Here is a 21,175-nt window from a genome sequence, read left to right as displayed (position 1 = left end):
GAAACATCACTTGCCTTTGCCACAAAATTGCCAAAATCTTGACAGGGGTCAGGTGGGAATTATCCCGCCATTTTAAGTGAAGCGTCGGTTTCAGGCGTTCAAGAATTTGGTGCGAAGTAATGATTGGAATTATGTTATTCTCGCTTCTGGCGAGCTATGGCGCATACGCGGCTTTCATTGATGACGATACGGACAGCGATTCAGACGACGACTCCGACGAACAGGTGCAAGCAGAAGCCCCCGAAGTCGAAACCGAGGCCGACTCGTCCGTAGGTGAAGACCAGACGGAAAATGTAGACCCGACCGAAGGCGAGGACACCGTGGCCGTGTCCTTGGATGAATACCTTGTCGGGACGGATGCCGCGGACGAAATCAGAGGCGGTGACGGTAGCGATAGCCTCGAGGGCGGCAAGGGCGGCGATCTGCTGCTCGGGGGCAGTGGCAATGATGTTGTCTCTGGCGAGGAATGGCAGGATACTTTGAACGGTGGGCAGGGCGATGACCTCGTGGCTGGCGGCCGCAGCGAAGACTTGCTGTATGGCGCTGGTGGCGATGATGCGCTCTACGGTGATGGACAGAGTGATACTCTGCTCGGCGGCGGTGGCAGCGACACCCTATGGGGTGGCGATGGGACCGATGCCTTGATCGACAACCAAGGCAACAATGTCCTGGTCGGCGAACAAGGGGATGATATGATCATCGCGGCAGGGTCCGGAGATCAGGCCGCAGCCTTCGAAGCCTTGGCCGATCGCACGGAAATTGACGTGCGGACCTTCTTGGGCTGGATCGGTGACACAGATACCAGCGGCGCGGACGAAGTCTATGGCGACGGTGGCGACGACACCCTGTTCATTGGGTCTGACGATACCGCGACGGGCGGCAAAGGCTTGGACACCTTCAGCGTTCTTCGTGAGTTCCTCGTGGACGGGGATGAACCGGCGGTGATCACCGACTTCAAGCCCGGCGTGGATATTATCGAATATACGGTTACCTCGAATGCCCGCATTGACCTCTCGATCAATTACGAGGATGGCTATGCCGAACTTCTCGATGACGGCAAGGTGGTGATGCGCCTTGATGGAGCGGATGAAAGCTTCACCCTTGATGATGTCGTCGTAACTGGCCTGTTCGTGCCTGAGAATGGTGTGGAAACATTCGGACCTGATTATGAACGCTTCGGTTCCGTATACGATGACCTCTTTATGGGCCGAAGTGAGGATGACTCGTTCTACGCGGGCCAAGGGGATGACACGCTCTACGGCGAACACGGTGATGACTTGCTTCTTGGTAATGCCGGAGACGACTTTATCTCTGGCGGTGCGGGCGATGACACCATGGATGGCAATTCCGGCAACGACGAAGTGGTCGGCGGCACGGGTGACGACACGATCTTTGGCGACACCGGCGATGACCTGCTGAACGGCACGAGTGCGGATCTGCGCTATGTCCGCTTCGATGTTGGCGAGGACGAAACCATTATCGATGTCCCGATGGATAACGACACCATTTCGACCGAGGGCTTTGATCTTATCAAAGGCGGCGAAGGCAACGACGTTTTGATTGCTGGCGGCGGTGACACGATCGATGGCCGCGACGGCGCTGATGCCCTGATCCTCGTCGAGACGGCGGACAGCGACGACGTGATCGCAATCCGCGCATTTGACCCGTACGAGGACTATCTGATGATCAAATACGAGGGCGATACTGCGCCCGTGATCACCACCGAACTGGACGCAGACGAGCAGGGGACCATGATCTATCTCGATGGCGTGGCCTTCGCGCAGATCAACCAGCCGCTGCCCTCTGACTTCAATGTCGCCGCAGCGATCGGACTGGAGCCGATTGCTGGTTAAGCCCCCACATCGCACCAACGAAAAAGCCGCCCCGAAACGGGCGGCTTTCTTTATGTCTAAGGGTGAGAGCGCGATTAGCGCTCTTCGATGTCCACGTAGTCGCGCGAGGTCTCGCCGAGGTACAGCTGACGGGGACGGCCGATTTTCATCTGCGGATCCGACAGCTGCTCTTTCCACTGCGAAATCCAGCCCACGGTCCGCGACATCGCGAAGATCGGGGTGAACATCGAGGTCGGGAAGCCCATCGCCTCGAGGATGATGCCCGAGTAGAAGTCCACGTTCGGGAACAGCTTCTTCTCTGCGAAGTAGGGGTCTGCCAAGGCCGCCTCTTCCAGCGCTTTCGCGGTGGCGAGGATCGGGTTGTTTTCCACACCCAGCAGTTCCAGAACCTCGTCAGCAGACTGCTTCATCACAGTCGCGCGGGGGTCAAAGTTCTTGTAGACGCGGTGGCCAAAGCCCATCAGGCGGAACGGATCGTTCTTGTCTTTGGCGCGGGCGATGAATTCGGGGATGCGATCGGGGCTGCCGATTTCCTTGAGCATTTCCAGACATGCCTGGTTTGCGCCGCCGTGTGCGGGGCCCCAGAGGCAGGCGATGCCAGCCGCGATACACGCAAACGGGTTCGCACCCGAGGACGACGCCAGACGCACGGTCGAGGTCGACGCATTCTGCTCGTGGTCCGCGTGCAGGGTAAAGATACGGTCCATCGCGCGCGCGAGGATCGGGTCAACGTGGTACTCTTCCGCAGGCACAGCAAAGCACATGTTCAGGAAGTTCGACGCGTAATCCAGATCGTTGCGCGGATACACAAAGGGCTGACCGATCGAATATTTGTACGCCATCGCCGCGATGGTAGGCATCTTGGCGATCAGGCGGTGCGATGCGATCTCGCGCTGGCGTGGGTCCGAGATGTCGGTCGAGTCGTGGTAGAATGCCGACATGGCGCCAACCACACCCACCATGGTCGCCATCGGGTGCGCGTCACGACGGAAGCCACGGAAGAAGTTGTGCATCTGCTCGTGGATCATGGTGTGACGGGTGATTGTGGTCTCGAACTTTTCCAGTTCGGCGGCTGTGGGCAGGTAGCCGTAAAGCAGCAGGAAGCAAACCTCGAGGTAGTGCGATTTGCCGGCCAGCTGGTCGATGGGATAGCCGCGGTGCAGCAGCTCGCCTTTGCCGCCGTCGATGTAGGTGATTGTGCTGTCACAGGCTGCGGTCGAGGTGAAACCCGGATCGTAGGTAAAGACACCTGCCTGAGCGTACAGCTTGCGGATATCGAGCACGTCAGGTCCCACACTCGGCGAGTGGATCGGCAGATCGTAGGTGTTCTCACCAATCGTCAGCTTCGCGGTCTTTGTAGTATCAGCCATCGTCATTCCTCTTGAAAGGCCCTCGGACACGGGTCCCGGGGCTACCTCCCGTCGGCCGGTGGTCCGGCCAGGGTACGCTATATTATCTAGTCCCTTTTTCCGGCCAGTGGAGGCCGGAAAGGGTTTTCATGGTCAGCTTCTCCGGCTTAGCCGTTCGCTGCGTCGTTAAAGCGGGCAAGAGTTTCCTCGCGCCCAAGAACAATCATCATGTCGAATACGCTAGGAGAGACCGAACGACCCGCAAGGGCTGCCCGCAGCGGACCTGCCATTTTGCCAAACTTCAGCTCGCGAGCTTCGGCAAATTGGTTCAGCACCTCCTCCAACGCCTCACGCGTCCAGCTAGCATTTTGCAGGTGCGGCGTCAATTCTGACAGTATACCACGGGATACCGTGTCGAGGTTCTTTGCAGCTTTTTCATCGGGCACGATGGGGCGGTCCGCGAAAACAAATGCAGCTTTATCAATGAGTTCCGGGAAGGTCTTTGCGCGATCTTTCAGGCAGAAAAGCGCATTTTTAAACAGTTCTTTTTTCTCGGGTGTCAAAGCGGGCTGATTGGTCGCGCTGAAAAATGCCTCAATTTCTGCGAGCAGTGCAGCATCGTCTGTTGCAGCAATGTGTTGGCCGCACAGATTCTCCAGCTTTTTGAAGTCCAGACGCGCGGGTGATTTGCCGATCCCCTTGAGATCAAACCACTCTTTGGCCTGTTCATCCGAGAAGAATTCGTCGTCCCCGTGGCTCCAGCCCAGACGCGCCAGATAGTTGCGCATGCCCGCAGCGGGGTAGCCCATGGCTTGGTATTCCTCGACCCCCAGCGCGCCGTGACGCTTCGACAGCTTCTTGCCATCGGGACCGTGGATCAGCGGGATGTGGGCGTAGACGGGCAGGGGCCAGCCCATCGCTGTATAGATGCCCATCTGGCGCGCCGCGTTGTTCAGGTGGTCGTCGCCGCGGATCACATGAGTCACCCCCATGTCGTAGTCGTCCACGACTACAGCCAACATGTAAACGGGGCTACCATCCGAGCGCAGCAGGATCATGTCATCCAGCTGGTCATTGCGGATTTTCACCGTGCCCTGCACCTCGTCTTCGATGACGGTCGTGCCTTCGGTCGCGGTTTTCAGACGGACCACATAGGGCGCGTCGGGATAGGTGCTGGGATCGGCATCGCGCCATGGGCTCTGGAACAGGGTGCTGCGGCCCTCTTCTTTGGCTGCGTCGCGGAACGCCTGAATTTCCTCTTGCGTGCTAAAGCACTTGTACGCCTTGCCCGCGTCCAGCAGCTCCAGCGCCACTTCGCGGTGACGGTCGGCACGCGCGTGCTGGCTGATCGGTTCGCCATCGTGGTCCAGACCCAGCCAGTCCAGTCCCTTCAGGATTGCGGCGGTCGCCTCGGGGGTTGAGCGTTCGCGGTCCGTATCCTCGATCCGCAGCAGGAATTTGCCCCCGCGGCCACGGGCATAGAGCCAGTTGAACAGGGCGGTGCGGGCCCCGCCGATATGCAGGTAGCCGGTGGGCGAGGGTGCAAAACGGGTGACGACGGCGGAGGTCATGACAGGATTTACCTTTGCTTAGGAAAGTTCGTGCAGCGTTCGGGACGTGTCTATCGACCCCATATTTGGGTGGCAAGAGTGCGTGCACCTGCAGCAATCCGCAATGAATGGCTGAAACAAGAGGGCGCCCTGTTCCTATGGGCGCCCGTCTGTCTCGGGGTCGGGGTGGGTCTGTATTTCGCCGCTGTGCGCGAGCCAGCGCTCTGGCTCCTGTGGGCTATGGGCCTGATAGCCCTGCCCATGGTGATCGGCGGCCGGTGGCTTGGCGTTTATTTCGGCCCCGTGGTGGTCGGCATCGGACTGGGGCTCGGCGGATACGTCCTTGCCGCGGCAGAGGCGTTGCGCCACGCCGAGCCTGTCCTGACGTCGCGGTACTATGGCCCTGTCGAGGGGCGCGTCATCCTCCAAGACCGTGCCGCCTCTGGCGCGCTGCGCCTGACCTTGGACCAAGTGCGTCTCGATCGCCGCCGTGCGCCTTCCCGCGTGCGCGTCGCCCTTTATGATGACACCAGCCCCCCGCCCAAGAACGGCGATACGGTGATCCTGACCGCCCACCTGTCGCCGCCCGCGGGTCCGGCAGAGCCGGGCGGTTTTGATTTTCGCCGCCATGCGTGGTATCAGCGACTTGGCGCTGTGGGCTATTCGCGGACGCCAGTTCTGCTCCGTGATCCTGCGCCCGAAACCCTTACTCTGATGCGGCTGCGTCAGACTTTTGTGAACCGCATTCGCGCCGCATTGCCTGGTCAGAGCGGGGACATCGCCGCCGCCCTCTTGGCCGGGGACCGCTCTGGGGTCCCGCCGGATACGGTGCGCGCCCTGCGCGACAGCAATCTTGCCCATCTTCTCGCGATCTCGGGGCTCCACATGGGGCTCCTCGCGGGGCTCGTTTACGCGGTCACGCGGCGCACCCTGTCACTGGTCCCGCGCATCGCCCTCTATCACCCGACCAAGAAGATTGCCGCCGCCGTCGCCCTGACCTGTGCCGCCGCCTATCTCGGGCTGTCGGGGGCCAGCGTCGCGACCCAGCGGGCCTTCGTCATGGCAGCAGTCGGTCTCTGCGCTGTTATGGCGGACCGAAGGGTGTTTAGTCTGCGCTCCGTCGCCACCGCCGCGCTGGTACTTTTGGTCCTGCAGCCCCACGCCCTGACGGGACCGGGATTTCAGATGTCCTTTGCCGCGACGACCGGTCTGATCGCCGGGTTCGACCTGCTCAGCCCCCATCTCACGCGGATCAAGCGCCGCTGGCTCCAAGCCATCGTGGTCTCCGTTCTGTCTTCTGCCATGGCGGGGGCGGCAACCGCCCCGTTTGCAGCGGCGCATTTCAATCGGCTGTCCGATTACGGGCTGATCGCCAATCTGCTCGCAACGCCGCTGATGGGCACCGTGGTCATGCCCGCAGGGATCGCAGGGGCTGTGCTGATGCCGTTCGGGCTGGAAAAACCCGCCTTAGTCGTCATGGGCTACGGTATCGACTGGATCATTGGTGTGGCCGAAACGGTTTCCGCGTGGCCGAGCGCGGTCACACCCGTGCACACGCCGAACACCGCTGCCTTTCTGCTCCTGACAGGCGGTGCGCTCTTTTTGTCCATTTGGCAGGGGATCGGTCGACTCGCCGGCATTATCGCCATCGGTGCTGCTTGCCTACTGTGGAGCCAAACGCCTCGCCCGCAGGGTCTGGTGTCAGACGATGGCAAACTCGTCGCCGTCCTCTCGGACACAGGCCGCGTCCCGAGCCATCCCAAAGGCGCAGGGTTCGTCGCCTCTGTCTGGCTCGAAAACGACGGCGATCCCGCATCGCAATCCGAAGCCGCCGCGCGCGCCGGGTGGCGCGATGCCCAAAGCGGCCAAGTCTGGCACGCTGGCGCATGGACCATTCAGCATATCAAAGGCAAACGCGAAGCCCGCGCCTTTGATGGATGCTCTGGAAAAACTTGGGTGATCTCTGATCAGGACTTAGACAAAACGCTCGGCTCAGGCGATTGCCGGATCACCACACCGAGAGACCTGCGCAAATCCGGCGCGCTCGCGTTCCACATCGGCGGCGACCAGTTGGCCATCACATCTGCCAGAGAGCACACGGGCCAGCGGCTTTGGAACACACGGGCCCGCGATACGGATCAGTAGCTGCGGATCAAACCGACCAAGCGACCCTGCACCTCGACCTGCCCCTCGCGGAAGACGCGGGTCTCATAGGCTGGGTTCGCAGCTTCCAGCGCGATCGAAGACCCGCTCTTGCGATAGGTCTTCAGCGTCGCTTCATAGCCCTCGACTTGCGCAACGACGATATCGCCGTTCTTCGCATCTTCGGTCTCGAGGATGATCACCAGATCGCCATCGTTGATGCCCGCTTCGATCATCGAGTCCCCGCGCACCTCTAGCGCGTAATGATTGCCGCGGCCGCGCAGCATCATGCCGGGCACGGCCACGCTGGTATCGCCGTCGCCTATCGCTTCGATCGGGACACCGGCAGCGATCCGGCCCATCAAGGGCAGCTCTGCCACATCGCCGCGCTCGACCGGAATCCCCTTGAGCGCGGGGGCCGGGGCGGGCGCAGGCGCGGCGGGTTTATCGCCCTCAATCACCTGCGGGACAAAGCCGCCCATGGCATCGGGCAGCTTCACAATTTCAATCGCACGGGCTCGGTGCGCCATGCGGCGGATGAATCCGCGCTCTTCCAATGCTGTAATCAGCCGGTGGATGCCCGACTTCGACCGCAGATCCAGCGCCTCTTTCATCTCGTCAAAAGAGGGCGGCACACCATCGCGCTGCACCCGCTGGTGGATGAATTCCAGCAAATCCTTCTGCTTCTTCGTCAGCATGTTCCGCCCCGTGATGTTCGCATATCTCGGGTTTGTTCTACCGATGTTCCCGTTTTGTGTCAACGGGATTGCTTAAATTGCAATGTATTCCACGGTTTCGCCCGCCGCGCGGGGGCCGTCGCCCACAGGCCGGATCAACAGCGCATTCGCGCCCGCCAATACGGTCAGCAGCGACGAATCCTGCGAACCGGCCGCCGTGATTTGACCGTCCGCCACAACCGCCCGCATATAATGTTCACGCGGGCCGTTCGTGCCCAAATCAGCCGCCAAAACCGCTGTGCGCCGTGCGGGCGGGGCAGCAGACAGGCCCAGCATCACATCGACCATCGGACACAGGAACAGCTGCCCGCAGACCAGCGCCGACACCGGATTTCCGGGCAGACCGACCATCACCTGATCGCCCAATTTGCCCGCCATCAGCGGTTTGCCCGGACGCATGGCGATTTTGTAGAAACTGGTGTCCATGCCCATGTCGCTGGCCACGGGGCCGACCAGATCGTGGTCCCCGACCGAGGCCCCACCGATGGTCACGATCATGTCCGCGCCTTTGGCCAGCTGGAAGCCGAAACGCAGGGCGTCCTCGGTGTCACGGGCGATGGGCAGCATCCGCACCTCGGCCCCGCGCGCTTCGAGCATCGCTTTCAGGCCAAAGTTATTCGACGCTATGATCTGGTCCGCCGCAGGGTCCTCGCCCGGCATGCACAGCTCGTCGCCCGTCGCCATGATCGCCACAACGGGGCGCCGCCGGACGGGCAGGGCAGGGATGTTCATCGCCGCGGCCAAGGCCACGTGCGCAGGCCCCAACCGGACGGGTGCGACCATCGGATCGCCCGCCGCGAAATCTCCACCAGCAGGGCGAATGTGCCCACCGCTGTCCAGATTGTCCTGCAGGGTAATCGTGTCGCCAGACCGCTCGACGTCTTCTTGGATCACCACGCGGGTCGCGCCGTTGGGAATAGGCGCGCCCGTGAAAATCCGCACCGCCTGACCGCGCCCTACGACGCCGTCGAATGCGTGGCCCGCTGCAGCCTCTCCGATCACGGTTAACACGTCGCCCGAGGCCACATCGCCCGCCACCGCATAGCCGTCCATCGCAGACGCGGCAAAGGGCGGCTGGGTGCGCTGCGCATGGACCGTCTCGGCCAACACGCGGCCACCGCACTCTGCCAAGGGAACCGTCTCAGCCGCCAGAGGCTGAACCAGTGCGAACAACCGCTCAAGCGCCTCTGTGACAGAGATCATTCCGCTTCGATCCTTCCGGACTTGCCGCCGTCCTTCAGCGTCACGCGAATACCGCCGATTTCCATGTACTTATCGACCGCTTTGACCATGTCATAGACGGTCAGGGCGGTGGTGCTGACGGCGGTCAGTGCCTCCATCTCGACGCCAGTCTGGCCGGTGGTCTTGACGGTCGCGGTGATCTGCACGCCGGGCAGATCGGCATCAATTTCCAGATCGACCGACACCTTGGTGATCGGCAGCGGATGGCACAAGGGGATCAGCTCGGGCGTTTTCTTGCAGCCCATGATCCCCGCCAAGCGGGCCACTCCCAAAACGTCGCCCTTCTTGGCGCCGCCCTCGGCGATCATTTCCATGGTGGCGGGGGCCATGCGGACCCAGCCTTTGGCCGTTGCGATCCGGCTGGTGACGGCCTTTTCGGACACGTCAACCATGTGGGCCTGCCCCTCGGCGTCGAAATGGGTCAGGCCGCTCATTAGAGGGCCCCCGAGGTCAGCGGGTTGGCCAGAATATCGCGGGTCGCTTGCTCGACGTCGTCCTGACGCATCAGGCTCTCGCCGATCAGGAAGGTGCGCGCGCCGTAGCGCGCGATGTCCGCCAGATCAGCAGGGGTGAACAGGCCGGATTCCGACACGATCAGACGATCCTCGGGGACCAGTTTGGCCAGCGTCTTGGTGGTGTCCAGCGTGGTCTCGAACGTCTTGAGGTTCCGGTTGTTGATCCCCATCAGCGGCGACTTCAGCTTGGCCGCGCGCTCCAGTTCCTCTTGGTCGTGGACCTCGATCAGAACGGACATGTCCCAGCCAAAGGCCGCATCTTCCAGCTCTTGGGCCAGCGAATCCTCGACCGACGCCATGATGATCAGAATGCAGTCCGCGCCCAACGCACGCGCTTCGGCGACCTGATAGGGATCGTACATAAAGTCCTTGCGCAGGGCAGGCAGGTTCGTAGCCTCGCGCGCTTGAACCAAGAAATCCTTGGCCCCTTGGAAGCTAGGGGTGTCGGTCAGCACGGACAAACAGGTCGCGCCGCCGTCCTCATAGGCCTTGGCCAAGGTCGCGGGATCGAAATCTTCGCGGATCAAGCCCTTGGAGGGGCTGGCTTTCTTGACCTCTGCGATCAGACCATACCCCTCGCGAGAGGCTTTCATCAGGCTCTCGGCAAAGGGACGGACAGGGCCCGCATCCCGCGCCGCGGCCTCGACCTCTGCCATGGGGCGCTCTGCCTTGTCGGCGGCGACCTCTTCCAGCTTGTAGGCTTTGATCTTGTCGAGAATGGTGGTGCTCATGCTGCCCCCGATGTGATTTTTGCGAGCGCGTCCACGGCCCGTTTGGCCGCGCCGCTGTCGATGCTTTCCGCCGCGATGGCGACGCCTTCTTTCAGATCTGCGGCTTTGTCCGCCACGATCAAGGCCGCCGCCGCATTCAGCAGAACCGCATCGCGATAGGCGCCCGCCTGACCGGCAAACAGATCCAGCATCGCTTTGCCGTTTTCCTCGGGCGTGCCGCCAAGGATCTCCTTCAGCGGATGCACGGGCAGGCCCGCATCCTCTGGGTGGATTTCACGGCTGTGGATGGTGCCGTTTTCCAGCGCAGCCACGGCGGTGGTGCCGGTGATCGCGATCTCGTCCGTGCCGTCAGAGCCGTGCACCAGCCATGCCTTCTCGGACCCAAGCTGTTGCAGGGTCTCGGCCATGGGGTGAATCAGATCGACCGCAAAAGCCCCTGTCAGCTGGCGCTTCACGCCTGCAGGGTTGGTCAGCGGCCCCAGAATGTTGAAAATCGTCTTGCAACCCAACTCGGTCCGCACAGGCATCACGTGCTTCATCGCGGGATGGTGCATGGGGGCCATCATAAAGCCGATGCCCGCCTCGGCGATGGCCTTTTCGACCACGTCCGCTTCGACCATCACCTCAATGCCCAGAACGGCCAGAGCATCCGCCGCACCCGCCTTGGACGACAGCTTGCGGTTGCCGTGCTTGGCCACAGGAACGCCAGCGCCCGCCACAACGAAAGCCGTCGCGGTGCTGATGTTCAGCGTGCCCATCCCGTCGCCGCCCGTGCCCACGATGTCCATCGCGCCTTCGGGCGCCGACACCGGTACACACTTGGCGCGCATCGCTGCTGCCGCCGCCGCATATTCCGACACAGCCTCGCCGCGCGCGCGCATCGACATCAGCAAACCAGCCACCTGCGCCGGAGTCGCCTGACCCTCGAACAGGATCTCGAACGCCGCGTTGGCCTGAGCGCGGCTCAGGGGGCCTTCGGACGCGGCGTAGATCAGCGGCTTGATGGCATCGGTCATGCGGGTACCTTCATATCGTTCAAAAAGTTCTGCAGCAGGGCGTGGCCGTGCTGGCTGGCAATCGACTCGGGGTGGAACTGGACGCCGTGAATCGGCAGCTCTTTGTGCTGCAGACCCATGATGGTCCCGTCCTCCAGCTCTGCGGTCACTTCCAGACAGTCGGGCAGGGTCCCGCGCTCCACAATCAACGAGTGATAGCGCGTCGCCTCAAAGGGCGAGGGCAGGCCAGCGAACAGCCCTTTACCGGTGTGATGCATCGCTCCCATCTTACCGTGCACAATCTCGTGGCATCGCACCACATTACCCCCAAAAGCCTGACCAATCGTTTGATGGCCCAAACAGACCCCCATTAGGGGAGTTTTGGTTTCAGCAGCGGCCTCGGTCAAGGCGAGGCAAATTCCAGCCTGATCGGGATCGCACGGGCCGGGTGACAACAGAATTCCCGCCGGTTTCAACGCCATAGCCTGTTGCACATCCAGCGCATCATTACGCTTGACGACAACATCTGCGCCCAATTCACCTAGATAGTGAACCAGATTGTAAGTAAAGCTGTCATAGTTATCGATCAGCAAGAGCATGGGCAGACCTTTGAATAAATGGGTAGAGCCCCCTGTGCGGGTCGGGGTATACATGTTCAGGCTTGGCAAGCGGCGTCAAGGGCGCGACCAAGCATTAAGTCAGGGATTTCCTCTTGCAGGTGCGGGGAGGTCTGCCGCTAATGCGGAAACCATAACGGAGGTGGGCAGTGGCTAGCGGATTCTGGAACGGAGTGGTCTGGGGCACATTCGTGTCCGTGGCAGGGGCTGTCACGGTGTCTTTGCTGTCGGACGTCCCCGAGCAGGCAGCAAATCTGCCCGAAATCCCCGTCGAAGAGGCGCAACCCGCACCGGTCTCTGATCCGGTCGAGGAGGCCGCGCCTCTGCCGATGCCGGCCGAAGACCCGATGGCCCAGGATTTGCCCACGCCCATCGTGACCGAAATCGACCCCGACGCAGGGGCCGAAGCGCCCGAGGCCGAAGAGCCCAAGGTCGAAAACCTGCCCGATCCTGACATCTCCGACGCGCCGGACCAGCCGGCCTCTGAACCTGCGATCGAAGAGTCCTCCGCGCCCGACATCGCGCCGGATCCTCAGCCCGAAACGTCCGAGACGCCAGAGCAGCCCGAAGTGACCGAGGCTGAACCCGCGCCTGAACCCGAGAGCTTTGCTGCGCCCGAGCCCGAGGCACCAGAAGACGCGCCCGAAACGGACATGTCGGAAGAGGATATGGCGGATGCAGAGTCCGCGCCGGACCCCGCAGCGCCAGAGGCCACACCGGACCGCACCGACGCAGCCCCCATAGTCTCTGACACCGCGCCCGAACTCCCTCCTGTCCAGCCCGAAGCCATTGATCTTGCCCAGACCCCGGAACCGGGCCTGCCCGAACCGGCGGGTAACCTGATCGACGCTCGCCGCGCTGCCGAGGCCGACAGCACACCGACCCTGCAAGCAAACGTGCTGCCCCTGTCGGTCTATAGCACGGAGTTTTCCATCCCTGCGGACCGCCCGCTCATGTCCATCGTCCTGATCGACACCCCCGGCACGGCTCTCGGCCCCCAAGTCCTGCGCGACTTCCCCTATCCGATCACCATCGCCATCGACGCGCTGGCCCCTGACGCGCTCCAGCGGATGCAGGCTTACCGCGACGCGGGTTTCGAAGTGCTTGCCACCGCGAACTTCCCCCAAGGCGCAGGCCCCACCGATGCCGAAGTCGCCCTCGGCGCCATTTTCGGCGCGGTCCCCGAAGCCATCGGCCTGCTCGAAGCGGACGACGCCTCGCTCCAGCAAAGCCGCGAGCTGACCGATCAGGTCACCGCCGTTCTGGCCGACAGCGGCTACGGCCTCGTCCTCCAGCCCAAGGGCCTGAACACCGCGCAAAAAGTGGCCGTCCAAGAGGGTGTTCCCGCCGCCTCGATCTTCCGCGATCTGGATGGCAAGGATCAGAACGCCGACGTCATCCGCCGCTTCCTCGACAATGCGGCCTTCCGCGCCCGCCAAGCCGAAGAGGGCGTCGTCGTCCTGACCCGCCTGCGCCCCGAAACCATCTCGGCCCTCCTGATCTGGGCCCTCCAAGACCGCGCCAGCCAAGTCGCCCTCGCGCCCGTCTCGGCCGTCCTCAAGAAAAGCGTGACCGAGTAACGTCAGGCGGCCACGTCAGTACGTTTGCCATACGCAAACCAGACGCGATCAAGACCCTGAATTTTCCAAAGCAAAGCGGGCAGCCCATCTCCGGACTGCCCGCTTCTTTTTGCGTAAAATACTCATGTCGATCCGGTTGCCACAAGCAACCACGCCGGACGGTGAAAAACCGGTTAGGAATTCCCGCCGGTAAACCGCGCCGCATCCTCTGCCGCGCGCTTGATCGCCTTGGATTTGTTGACCGTCTCCTGATACTCCGCCTCGGGATCAGAGTCGTAGACAACCCCGCCACCTGCTTGAATATACAGCTTTTTGTCCTTCACGACGGCGGTGCGCAGGGCGATACACATGTCCATATCCCCATTGGCGCTAAAGTAGCCCAGACCGCCCGCATAGACGCCGCGTTTCTCCGGCTCCAGCTCGTCGATGATCTCCATCGCGCGCACCTTCGGCGCCCCCGAAACCGTCCCCGCAGGCATCCCCGACAAGAGCGCCGCCAAGGCATCCTTGTCTTCTGACAATTCGCCCACCACGTTCGACACGATGTGCATCACATGGCTATACCGCTCGACGATAAACTCTTCGGTCGGCTTTACCGTCCCGATCTTGGACACCTTGCCCGTATCGTTCCGTCCCAGATCCAGCAGCATCAGGTGCTCTGCCAATTCCTTCTTGTCAGCCAAGAGATCGGCTTCCAACGCGTCGTCCTCGGCCGGTGTTGCGCCGCGGGGACGGGTGCCTGCGATGGGGCGGATGGTGACCTCGTTGTCGAACACACGCACCAGAATTTCCGGCGATGCGCCAACCACCTGAAATCCGCCGAAGTTGAAGTAGAACATAAACGGCGAAGGGTTTGTGCGGCGCAAGCTGCGATACAAAGCAAACGGGGGCAGGGGGAAATCCTGCGTCCAGCGCTGGGACGGCACCACTTGGAAGATGTCACCGGCGCGGATGTATTCCTTGGCCTTTTCGATGGCGGCGAAATAGCCCTCTTTGGTGAAGTTCGAGGTCAGCTCACCCAGTTGCTGCGCCTCTCCCAGATCGCGGGGGGCGTGAGCAGGGCGGTCCAGATCGCGCAGGGCGTCCATCACACGCTCGGCCGCTTGGGCATAGGCCGCGCGGGCCGACAGGCCGGGCGTGACCCAAGCAGGGCTGACCAGCGTGACCTCGCCTTTGACACCGTCCAGAACGGCGACCACGGTGGGGCGCATCAGGCGGGCATCGGGCAGACCCAGCGGGTCAGGGTTCACGTTGGGCAGGTGCTCCACCAGACGGATCATGTCATAGCCCAGATAGCCGAACAGACCCGCAGACGCCGCGGGCAGATCTGCTGGCAAATCGATGCGCGACTCCGCGATCAGGTGGCGCAAAGCGTCCAAAGGCGCGTCAGATTGCTCTTCCCATGCGGTGGGGTCGAAACGGGCCTGACGGTTGATGCGTGACGCGGTGCCACGGCATTCCCAGATAATGTCGGGCTTCATGCCGATGATCGAATAGCGACCGCGCACTTCGCCGCCGGTCACGGATTCCAGAACGAACGCGTCAGGCGCATCGCCTGCCAGCTTCATCATCAGCGACACAGGCGTGTCGAGGTCTGCGGCGAGGCGGGTGTAAACGACTTGATGCTCTCCGGCCTCGTAGGCCTGTGCAAAACTGTCAAAATCGGGGGTCAGAGCCACGGCTGCGGACCTTTCTTATTGAAACTGGGCTTTGACCGCGTTGAGCGCGGCCTGATTCAGTTCGACGCCCGCATCACTGCGCAGGGCTTCGAGATAGGCTTGGAACAGCGCCTCTGCGGTCTGGGACGCCGCCTGCTGCTCTAGAAAGCCGCGCATCTGGGTGACCTCTTCGGACTCCATGTCGGGGTCCGAGACACCATCAAGGCGCACGATCACGACCTTTTCCGCGCCCTCGACCAGATCAACCGCGCCTTCTTCCATTTCGAAGATGTGGTTGTTCAGGCTGGCGGGGGTGTTCGGCAGCATCTGGCCACGGCCCACATTCTCGGCGGTTTGGATTTCCACCTCGTCCAGCGCGGCCATGTCACCGGCGTCGAGCGCAGCTTGCAGGGCTTCGGCGCGGGTCCGCAGCTCGTCCATCATTTCGGCGGTTTGCCATGCCAGTACGACTTCGGCGCGCACGTCTTCCAGCGGGATGGGGCTGGGCTCCAGATCGCCATCGACACGGGCAGCAAAGATGCCGCCATCGCTTAGCTCGTGGATCTCGGGGAAGTCATCTACGGTCAGGCCATTGGCCACGCGGCGGAACTCTTCGTAGCCCGCGATGTCGCTCTCTAGTCCGTCGTAATACTCGATGGTGCCAAGGGTGGCTTCGGTCTCTGCGGCGACCTCTTCCAGAGTGGCACCAGCGGCGAGCATGTCATTCAGATCCTCGGCCTGCTGTTCGATCACGCGGCGGGCGCGGTCGATGGCGAACTCGTCGCGCAGGTCGGGCTTGGCCTCTTCATAAGAGGTCGATTGCTCTGGCAGGATGGCGTTCACGCGGAACAGGGCAGGGCCAAAGTTGCTGTCCAGAGGGCCTACTACGCTGTCGGCCTCGGCGGCAAAGACACCTTCGCCTGCGCCGTCCAGATCGTCCTGCGCCACATCCCCAAGGTCGATATCCGCCAGTTCCAGACCGCGATCGGCGGCCAGATCTTCAAAGGTGGCCTCGCCGCTGTCCAGCCGCGCCTTGGCAGCTTCGGCCGCCTCGGCATCGGGAAAGACCAGACGTTCGACCAAGCGGCGCTCGGGCGTGTAGTAGCGGTCCTGATTGTCCTCGTAGGCTTGGCGCAGGATGCCTTCGTCCAACTCGACGGTGTCGGCCAGCATGACGGGAGTCAGTTCGACATAGGTGATGCCCTTGCGCGCGGGCAGGGTGAAGTCAGCGATGTTCTCGTCATAGAACGCCTGCAACTGCGCGTCCGTGGGCAGGGGCTGCGTGGCGGGCAGGCTGGTCGAGTTGATGACGATATAGGTGATGTCGCGCTGCTGCCCGATGTAGTTCAGCAGCAAATTCACATAGTTGTCCGACGCTTGAATGCCGCCGGTCACGGCACCCTGCAGGAAGGTGCGGGCGCTTTCGCGGCGCAGTTGCGATTCGAACTCGGCCTCGGTCAGGCCCGCGCGGTCGAGCGCGAACTTGTAAGCCTCTCGGTCGAATTCGCCGTCGGTGCCCTGAAAGCCCTGGATGGCAAAGATCTGCTCGGCCACGGCGGCGTCGCCGACCGAGACACCGATGTCCGACGCTTCGTTATCGAGGGTGGCAGCAATCACGACCTGCCCCAAGGCCCGCTGTTCGATGCCCATCGCGGCGGCATCCGCAAAGCTGACAGGAGAGCCCATCTGCGCCGAGAGCGCGTCCAGTTCGCCCCGCAGAGCGCGGGAGTAGGCCTCGATCTGGATCGGGGTGTCGCCGACGGTGCCGACATTGCCGACGGTTCCGCCAAAGTTTGTCACACCGAACCCGCCAAGACCGGCGATCAGCCCGCCCACCAGAGCCCAGACAACGATTTTGGAGCCTTTGCCTGCTTTTGCCATGATGCGCGCCCTCCTGAAAAATTTCTGTCCGCCACTGTCTAAGCAAGCGCAGGGCGGGCCGCAAGCGGTGCTGGCGGTTTGGCGCGGATTTGAAGGGGGCTTGGGGATGTTTGACGGGGGCAGGGGGCTGTCTGCCCCCTCTTGGCGCGGGGCGCCAATTCACCCCCGAGGGTATTTCGGGCCAAGAAAGAGAGGCAAAGAAAAAGGGCGCCTGATGTGGGCGCCCTAAGGTTTGGTTCAGTCTTTGCCGCGGTAGGGTTCGACGTACTGAAGCGCCATGTCCCACGGGAAGAAGATCCACGTGTCCTGGCTGACCTCGGTGACAAAGGTGTTCACCTGCGGGCGGCCCATTGGCTTGGCGTAAACGGTGGCGATCTGCGCCTTGGGCATCAGGGCTCGCACGGCCTCGAGGGTTTTGCCGGTGTCGACCAGATCGTCCACTACGAGGATGCCGGTGCCGTCGCCGATGATGTCCATGTCGGGGGACTTGATCACCTGCGGTGCGGACTGGGTCTGGTGGTTGTAGCTTTTGACGCTGATCGTATCGACGGTGCGGATGTCCAGTTCGCGGGCCACGATCATCGCAGGGGCCATGCCGCCGCGGGTGATCGCCACCACAGCCTTGTAGCCGTCTTCGGGGGCGTCGCTTTGCAGTCGCCACGCAAGTGCGCGGGCATCACGGTGCAGTTGGTCCCAGCTGAAGTGGAAGCCTTTTTCGTGGGGCAGACGATCTGTCATTTGTTGTTATCCTTCAGGTCGTGGCGATCTTGAGACCGAGTGCGGCGAGCAGGCCGCCAAGAATGCGGTCGATCGGGGCCTTGAGGCGCATATATCCGGCGCGGGTGGTCTCGAGCGAAAACAATCGAGCGACGAAGATATTCCAGATCGCTTCGTTGAAAAAGACAATCATTAGGATTGCCGCAAAGGTCGTTACGTCAGCATCGTGTGGAACGACTGACACAAAGACCGCGCCAAAGAAGACCGCAGGTTTGGGGTTCGCAAGCTGGGTGGTGATCCCGAGGACGATGGCCCGCAGAGGCGCGATTTTGGGCGCCTTGACCGTGCCGAGGTCCAAGGATTGGCGCGCGCCGCGCCACATCTTGTAGGCGCACCAGATCAGGTAGGTCGCGCCGACGACCTTGAGCGCGATCAGAAGCTTGGGCGCGACTTCGAACAGGGCGGCAAGGCCGAGCATTGCGGACGCGGCCCAGAAACATGCGCCGAACGCCAGTCCGAAGCTGAGTGCCGTTGCAGAGGCCATCCCTCGAAGCATCGCGACCCGCGCCGTCATGAGGACAGCCGGGCCGGGGCTCATCGCGGCCACGAGGTGGACCGCGAAGACAGGGATCAGAACCGCGAGCATTTAGCCCTTGGTGATGTCAGGGGCGTCGACAGCCTTCATGCCGACGACATGGTAGCCCGCATCGACGTGCAGGTTTTCACCGGTCACGCCACTACCGAGGTCGGACAGCAGGTACAGAGCCGACTTGCCCACATCTTCGATGGTCACGTTGCGGCGCAGGGGCGAGTTGTATTCGTTCCACTTCATGATGTAGCGGAAATCGCCGATGCCGCTGGCGGCCAAGGTCTTGATCGGGCCAGCGCTGATCGCGTTGACGCGGATGTTCTTCTTGCCCAGGTCTTCGGCCAGATACATGACCGACGCTTCCAATGCCGCTTTGGCCACGCCCATGACGTTGTAGTGGGGCATCACCTGCTCTGCGCCATAGTAGGTCAGGGTCACAGCGCTGCCGCCTTCGGTCATCAGCTTTTCCGCGCGCTGCATGACAGCGGTGAAGGAATAGACCGAGATGTCCATGGTCATCTGGAAGTTGCCGCGGGTGGTGTCCACGTAGCGGCCGCGCAGCTCGCTCTTGTCCGAGAAGCCGATGGCGTGAACGATAAAGTCCAGCTTGCCCCATTTGGCTTCGAGTTCGGCGAACAGGGCGTCGATCGACGCTTCGTCATTCACGTCGCAGGGCAGGACGATGTTCGACCCAAGCTGCTCCGCCAGAGGGCCAACGCGCTTGAGCAACGCTTCGCCTTGGTAAGAGAAGGCCAGTTCGGCGCCCGCATCGGCGCAGGCTTGGGCGATGCCCCATGCGATCGACTTGTCGTTCGCCAGGCCCATAATCAAGCCGCGCTTGCCGGCCATCAGTGCTGTTGACATGAGGTATCCCCCGCTCAGGTCTTGGAAATGCTGGATGTCGTTTAGGCGATTGGCGAGGGTGCATCAAGGCACTACCTTGGCCGCAAAACACCCATGCGACTCTGGAGAGACTATGGAAGAGCAAGAAAACCGCAGCGGAATTTTCGCCGGTGACGACCCGTTCGAGATTGCGCGCCGCTGGTTGGCCGAGGCCGAAGCCACCGAGATCAACGATCCCAATGCGATTGCCCTGTCGACCGTAGACGCCGAGGGGCTGCCCAATGTGCGGATGGTCCTGCTCAAAGAGATCGAGGACAGCGCGTTTGTTTTCTATACCAACTACGAGAGCGCCAAAGGGCAAGAAATCGCAGCCACGGGCAAGGCGGCCTTTGTCATGCACTGGAAGAGTCTGCGCCGCCAGATCCGCGTTCGCGGTATCGTCGAGAAAGAGGACGGACCTCAAGCCGACGCTTACTATACGTCAAGGTCACTCAAGAGCCGTCTGGGGGCATGGGCCTCGGCGCAATCGCAGCCGTTGGCTTCGCGTGGGGCACTGATGGCAAAAGTTGCGTCGGTAACTGCATCCAAAGGGACGAGCCCATCGCGCCCGCCATTCTGGGGAGGCTTCCGAATCAACCCTTTAGAGATTGAATTTTGGGCAGATGGTGCCTTCCGTTTGCACGACCGTTTTCAATGGAAACGCAGTGTTATTGGCGAAAAATGGAGGATCACCCGCCTGAACCCCTGAAAATTGCCTACGATACAAAAAACAGTCTGTTGCTTCGACATTTGTGCAAAATCTTAGGGGTTGCATGTTACATGAAGCAGCATCACAACTGAGAGTGTTGGGGAACTATTTTGGAATTGATGCTGTGAACGGAGAAAAGAGTGGTCAGCACGTTGTAGGCCACGTGAAATGGTTTGATCCCGCAAAGGGATTTGGGTTCGTGGTAGCACATGAAGGTGGCGCAGATATTCTGCTTCATGCAAATGTGCTGCGGAACTTCGGTCAGAGCTCTGTTGCAGATGGTGCGGGTATCGAAATTATCGCACAGGAGACGCAACGCGGCGTCCAAGCTGTTGCGGTTCTGTCAATCGAACCACCGAACTCGACATCTGCGGCTGCGCTGGCAGATTTCGAAGAAATGGATCCCGACGTCATTGCGTCAGCAGAGCTGGTCGCGGCGCGGGTGAAGTGGTTCGACAAGGGCAAGGGTTTCGGCTTTGCCAACGTCTGGGGCCGCCCCGAGGATGTCTTCGTGCATATCGAAGTGCTGCGCCGGTCCGGTCTTGCTGACCTGCAACCGGGCGAAGCGGTTGGTTTGCGCGTGATCGAAGGCAAGCGGGGCCGCATGGCAACCGAGGTTTGCGCATGGGAAGCAGCTTTGCGCGGCGCAGACAAATGAAATTACTAGGGTGGGCCGCAGGGATGACATGCCTGGCGAGCCCACTTTGGGCCGAATGCAGCGAAACGCGTGTGGCCCTGCGCGGCGACTGGGGGCAGGCGAGCTTTTCGGTCGAGGTGGCTGACGATGCGGCGGAACGGGCCATGGGGCTCATGCACCGCGAGCATCTGCCCAAATCCCATGGAATGCTTTTCATCTACGAAAAAGAGCAGGCAAAGCTTGCCTTCTGGATGCGAAATACGCTGATTCCTCTGGACCTCCTTTATATCGACTCCGCCGGTATCGTGCAGGAGATCCATGAAAACGCGGTCCCTCTGGATGAAACGCCGATCCCTTCAAACGGGCCACGTCTCGCAGTTTTAGAGATAAACGGCGGTTTGGCGCGGGCCATGGGCATCAAAGAGGGGGCGCAGGTCCAGCATCCTGCCTTTGGCGACAGCGCCGAATGGCCTTGTGACACAAAATAATCAAATCCCTCTTTTCTTTGTCGTTTCTTCAGACTAAGGAAGGGGCCAGTCGGGGTGTAGCGCAGCCTGGTAGCGCGTCTGTTTTGGGTACAGAAGGCCGTGAGTTCGAATCTCGCCTCCCCGACCACTTTCTCTCCTATCGAAAAACTATCGCAAAACGAGAGTGCTAGATTCGCGATCACTTGCGCATCCTGTGCTGTGTTTTCCTGTTTTGCAGTGCTGAGAACCTGCAAGACCTGGGTAGTAATTCCATAGCCCAAAATATCGTTAGACTTACAAGACTATCCTTTTGAGAATGCATCA

The 21,175-nt window shown here is 61.6% G+C and carries 19 protein-coding genes and 1 tRNA gene; 7 read left to right on the top strand and 13 right to left on the bottom strand.

What is annotated here, in order from left to right:
• Window positions 1-131: 131 nt before the first annotated feature.
• Window positions 132-1,853, top strand: a complete 1,722-nt coding sequence (locus tag AB9K37_RS15165) for a calcium-binding protein (protein WP_369840400.1) — start codon at window positions 132-134, stop codon at window positions 1,851-1,853.
• A 74-nt stretch (window positions 1,854-1,927) separates the two neighbouring features.
• Here AB9K37_RS15165 and gltA read toward each other — a convergent pair whose 3' ends face one another.
• Together gltA and gltX are read right to left on the bottom strand one after the other, a co-directional pair.
• Window positions 1,928-3,223, bottom strand: coding sequence for a citrate synthase (gene gltA, locus AB9K37_RS15160; RefSeq protein WP_369840398.1), 1,296 nt, complete (start codon window positions 3,221-3,223; stop codon window positions 1,928-1,930).
• Window positions 3,224-3,369: 146 nt separating this feature from the next.
• On the bottom strand, window positions 3,370-4,773 hold the full coding sequence (gene gltX / locus AB9K37_RS15155; RefSeq protein WP_072707047.1) for a glutamate--tRNA ligase: 1,404 nt from the start codon (window positions 4,771-4,773) through the stop codon (window positions 3,370-3,372).
• A 78-nt stretch (window positions 4,774-4,851) separates the two neighbouring features.
• Here gltX and AB9K37_RS15150 point away from each other — a divergent pair, with 78 nt between their 5' ends.
• On the top strand, window positions 4,852-6,897 hold the full coding sequence (locus AB9K37_RS15150) for a ComEC/Rec2 family competence protein (RefSeq protein ID WP_369840396.1): 2,046 nt from the start codon (window positions 4,852-4,854) through the stop codon (window positions 6,895-6,897).
• Here AB9K37_RS15150 and lexA read toward each other — a convergent pair.
• The 6 genes from lexA to AB9K37_RS15120 all read right to left on the bottom strand — a co-directional run bounded on the left by lexA (window position 6,891) and on the right by AB9K37_RS15120 (window position 11,713).
• Window positions 6,891-7,592 carry a transcriptional repressor LexA gene (lexA, locus tag AB9K37_RS15145; RefSeq protein WP_072707045.1) on the bottom strand — a complete coding sequence of 234 codons (702 nt, stop codon included), beginning with the start codon at window positions 7,590-7,592 and terminating at the stop codon, window positions 6,891-6,893. The two genes, AB9K37_RS15150 and lexA, sit on opposite strands and share 7 nt — an antisense overlap.
• Before the next feature lie 72 nt (window positions 7,593-7,664).
• The gene (locus tag AB9K37_RS15140) at window positions 7,665-8,834 is read right to left on the bottom strand and encodes a molybdopterin molybdotransferase MoeA (RefSeq protein ID WP_369840393.1); all 1,170 of its coding nucleotides are present in this window, start codon (window positions 8,832-8,834) and stop codon (window positions 7,665-7,667) included.
• Window positions 8,831-9,307, bottom strand: a complete 477-nt coding sequence (gene moaC / locus AB9K37_RS15135; RefSeq protein WP_072707043.1) for a cyclic pyranopterin monophosphate synthase MoaC — start codon at window positions 9,305-9,307, stop codon at window positions 8,831-8,833. The genes AB9K37_RS15140 and moaC overlap by 4 nt, the downstream gene beginning before the upstream one ends.
• Entirely contained in the window at window positions 9,307-10,119 is an 813-nt protein-coding gene (trpC, locus tag AB9K37_RS15130) for an indole-3-glycerol phosphate synthase TrpC (protein WP_369840391.1), read from the bottom strand. The genes moaC and trpC overlap by 1 nt, the downstream gene beginning before the upstream one ends.
• The gene (gene trpD / locus AB9K37_RS15125; protein ID WP_369840389.1) at window positions 10,116-11,135 is read right to left on the bottom strand and encodes an anthranilate phosphoribosyltransferase; all 1,020 of its coding nucleotides are present in this window, start codon (window positions 11,133-11,135) and stop codon (window positions 10,116-10,118) included. Before trpD ends, trpC begins: the two co-directional genes overlap by 4 nt.
• Entirely contained in the window at window positions 11,132-11,713 is a 582-nt protein-coding gene (locus AB9K37_RS15120; RefSeq protein ID WP_369840661.1) for an aminodeoxychorismate/anthranilate synthase component II, read from the bottom strand. The genes trpD and AB9K37_RS15120 overlap by 4 nt, the downstream gene beginning before the upstream one ends.
• Window positions 11,714-11,880: 167 nt before the next feature.
• Here AB9K37_RS15120 and AB9K37_RS15115 point away from each other — a divergent pair, with 167 nt between their 5' ends.
• Window positions 11,881-13,311: a divergent polysaccharide deacetylase family protein gene (locus tag AB9K37_RS15115; RefSeq protein WP_369840387.1), complete on the top strand. Its 1,431-nt coding sequence runs from the start codon at window positions 11,881-11,883 to the stop codon at window positions 13,309-13,311.
• A gap of 173 nt (window positions 13,312-13,484) precedes the next feature.
• Here AB9K37_RS15115 and trpE read toward each other — a convergent pair whose 3' ends face one another.
• The 5 genes from trpE to fabI form a co-directional block, all read right to left on the bottom strand.
• Complete coding sequence (gene trpE, locus AB9K37_RS15110; protein ID WP_072707038.1) at window positions 13,485-14,990, bottom strand: anthranilate synthase component I; 1,506 nt, start codon at window positions 14,988-14,990, stop codon at window positions 13,485-13,487.
• 15 nt (window positions 14,991-15,005) lie between these two features.
• Window positions 15,006-16,850, bottom strand: a complete 1,845-nt coding sequence (locus AB9K37_RS15105; protein ID WP_369840384.1) for a peptidyl-prolyl cis-trans isomerase — start codon at window positions 16,848-16,850, stop codon at window positions 15,006-15,008.
• A gap of 237 nt (window positions 16,851-17,087) precedes the next feature.
• Window positions 17,088-17,588, bottom strand: a complete 501-nt coding sequence (gpt, locus tag AB9K37_RS15100) for a xanthine phosphoribosyltransferase (protein ID WP_369840382.1) — start codon at window positions 17,586-17,588, stop codon at window positions 17,088-17,090.
• Window positions 17,589-17,601: 13 nt separating this feature from the next.
• On the bottom strand, window positions 17,602-18,213 hold the full coding sequence (locus AB9K37_RS15095; protein WP_369840380.1) for a LysE family translocator: 612 nt from the start codon (window positions 18,211-18,213) through the stop codon (window positions 17,602-17,604).
• On the bottom strand, window positions 18,214-19,020 hold the full coding sequence (gene fabI, locus AB9K37_RS15090; protein WP_072707034.1) for an enoyl-ACP reductase FabI: 807 nt from the start codon (window positions 19,018-19,020) through the stop codon (window positions 18,214-18,216).
• Between the two features lie 112 nt (window positions 19,021-19,132).
• Between fabI and pdxH the strand changes: the two genes are divergently transcribed.
• The 4 genes from pdxH (at window position 19,133) to AB9K37_RS15070 (ending at window position 20,999) form a co-directional block, all read left to right on the top strand.
• A complete protein-coding gene (gene pdxH, locus AB9K37_RS15085; RefSeq protein ID WP_369840378.1) occupies window positions 19,133-19,747 on the top strand; it encodes a pyridoxamine 5'-phosphate oxidase in 615 nt (204 codons plus the stop codon).
• A 124-nt stretch (window positions 19,748-19,871) separates the two neighbouring features.
• Entirely contained in the window at window positions 19,872-20,405 is a 534-nt protein-coding gene (locus AB9K37_RS15080) for a cold-shock protein (protein ID WP_369840376.1), read from the top strand.
• 116 nt (window positions 20,406-20,521) lie between these two features.
• Window positions 20,522-20,872, top strand: a complete 351-nt coding sequence (locus AB9K37_RS15075; RefSeq protein ID WP_369840374.1) for a DUF192 domain-containing protein — start codon at window positions 20,522-20,524, stop codon at window positions 20,870-20,872.
• Window positions 20,873-20,922: 50 nt separating this feature from the next.
• Window positions 20,923-20,999, top strand: a tRNA-Pro gene (locus tag AB9K37_RS15070).
• Window positions 21,000-21,175 lie beyond the last annotated feature (176 nt).

Source organism: Donghicola sp. XS_ASV15 (assembly GCF_041224595.1).
GTDB lineage: Bacteria > Pseudomonadota > Alphaproteobacteria > Rhodobacterales > Rhodobacteraceae > Donghicola.
Note: the sequence above shows the minus strand (reverse complement) of the source record. Positions and strands in the feature narration are given on the sequence as shown.

Coding starts and splice junctions, on each gene's coding strand:
- AB9K37_RS15095 (WP_369840380.1), bottom strand. CDS start 18,213: ATGCTCGCGGTTCTGATCCCTGTCTTCGCGGTCCACCTCGTGGCCGCG.
- AB9K37_RS15165 (WP_369840400.1), top strand. CDS start 132: ATGTTATTCTCGCTTCTGGCGAGCTATGGCGCATACGCGGCTTTCATT.
- pdxH (WP_369840378.1), top strand. CDS start 19,133: ATGGAAGAGCAAGAAAACCGCAGCGGAATTTTCGCCGGTGACGACCCG.
- lexA (WP_072707045.1), bottom strand. CDS start 7,592: ATGCTGACGAAGAAGCAGAAGGATTTGCTGGAATTCATCCACCAGCGG.
- gltA (WP_369840398.1), bottom strand. CDS start 3,223: ATGGCTGATACTACAAAGACCGCGAAGCTGACGATTGGTGAGAACACC.
- trpD (WP_369840389.1), bottom strand. CDS start 11,135: ATGACCGATGCCATCAAGCCGCTGATCTACGCCGCGTCCGAAGGCCCC.
- trpC (WP_369840391.1), bottom strand. CDS start 10,119: ATGAGCACCACCATTCTCGACAAGATCAAAGCCTACAAGCTGGAAGAG.
- AB9K37_RS15140 (WP_369840393.1), bottom strand. CDS start 8,834: ATGATCTCTGTCACAGAGGCGCTTGAGCGGTTGTTCGCACTGGTTCAG.
- gltX (WP_072707047.1), bottom strand. CDS start 4,773: ATGACCTCCGCCGTCGTCACCCGTTTTGCACCCTCGCCCACCGGCTAC.
- gpt (WP_369840382.1), bottom strand. CDS start 17,588: ATGACAGATCGTCTGCCCCACGAAAAAGGCTTCCACTTCAGCTGGGAC.
- AB9K37_RS15105 (WP_369840384.1), bottom strand. CDS start 16,850: ATGGCAAAAGCAGGCAAAGGCTCCAAAATCGTTGTCTGGGCTCTGGTG.
- moaC (WP_072707043.1), bottom strand. CDS start 9,307: ATGAGCGGCCTGACCCATTTCGACGCCGAGGGGCAGGCCCACATGGTT.
- fabI (WP_072707034.1), bottom strand. CDS start 19,020: ATGTCAACAGCACTGATGGCCGGCAAGCGCGGCTTGATTATGGGCCTG.
- AB9K37_RS15120 (WP_369840661.1), bottom strand. CDS start 11,713: ATGCTCTTGCTGATCGATAACTATGACAGCTTTACTTACAATCTGGTT.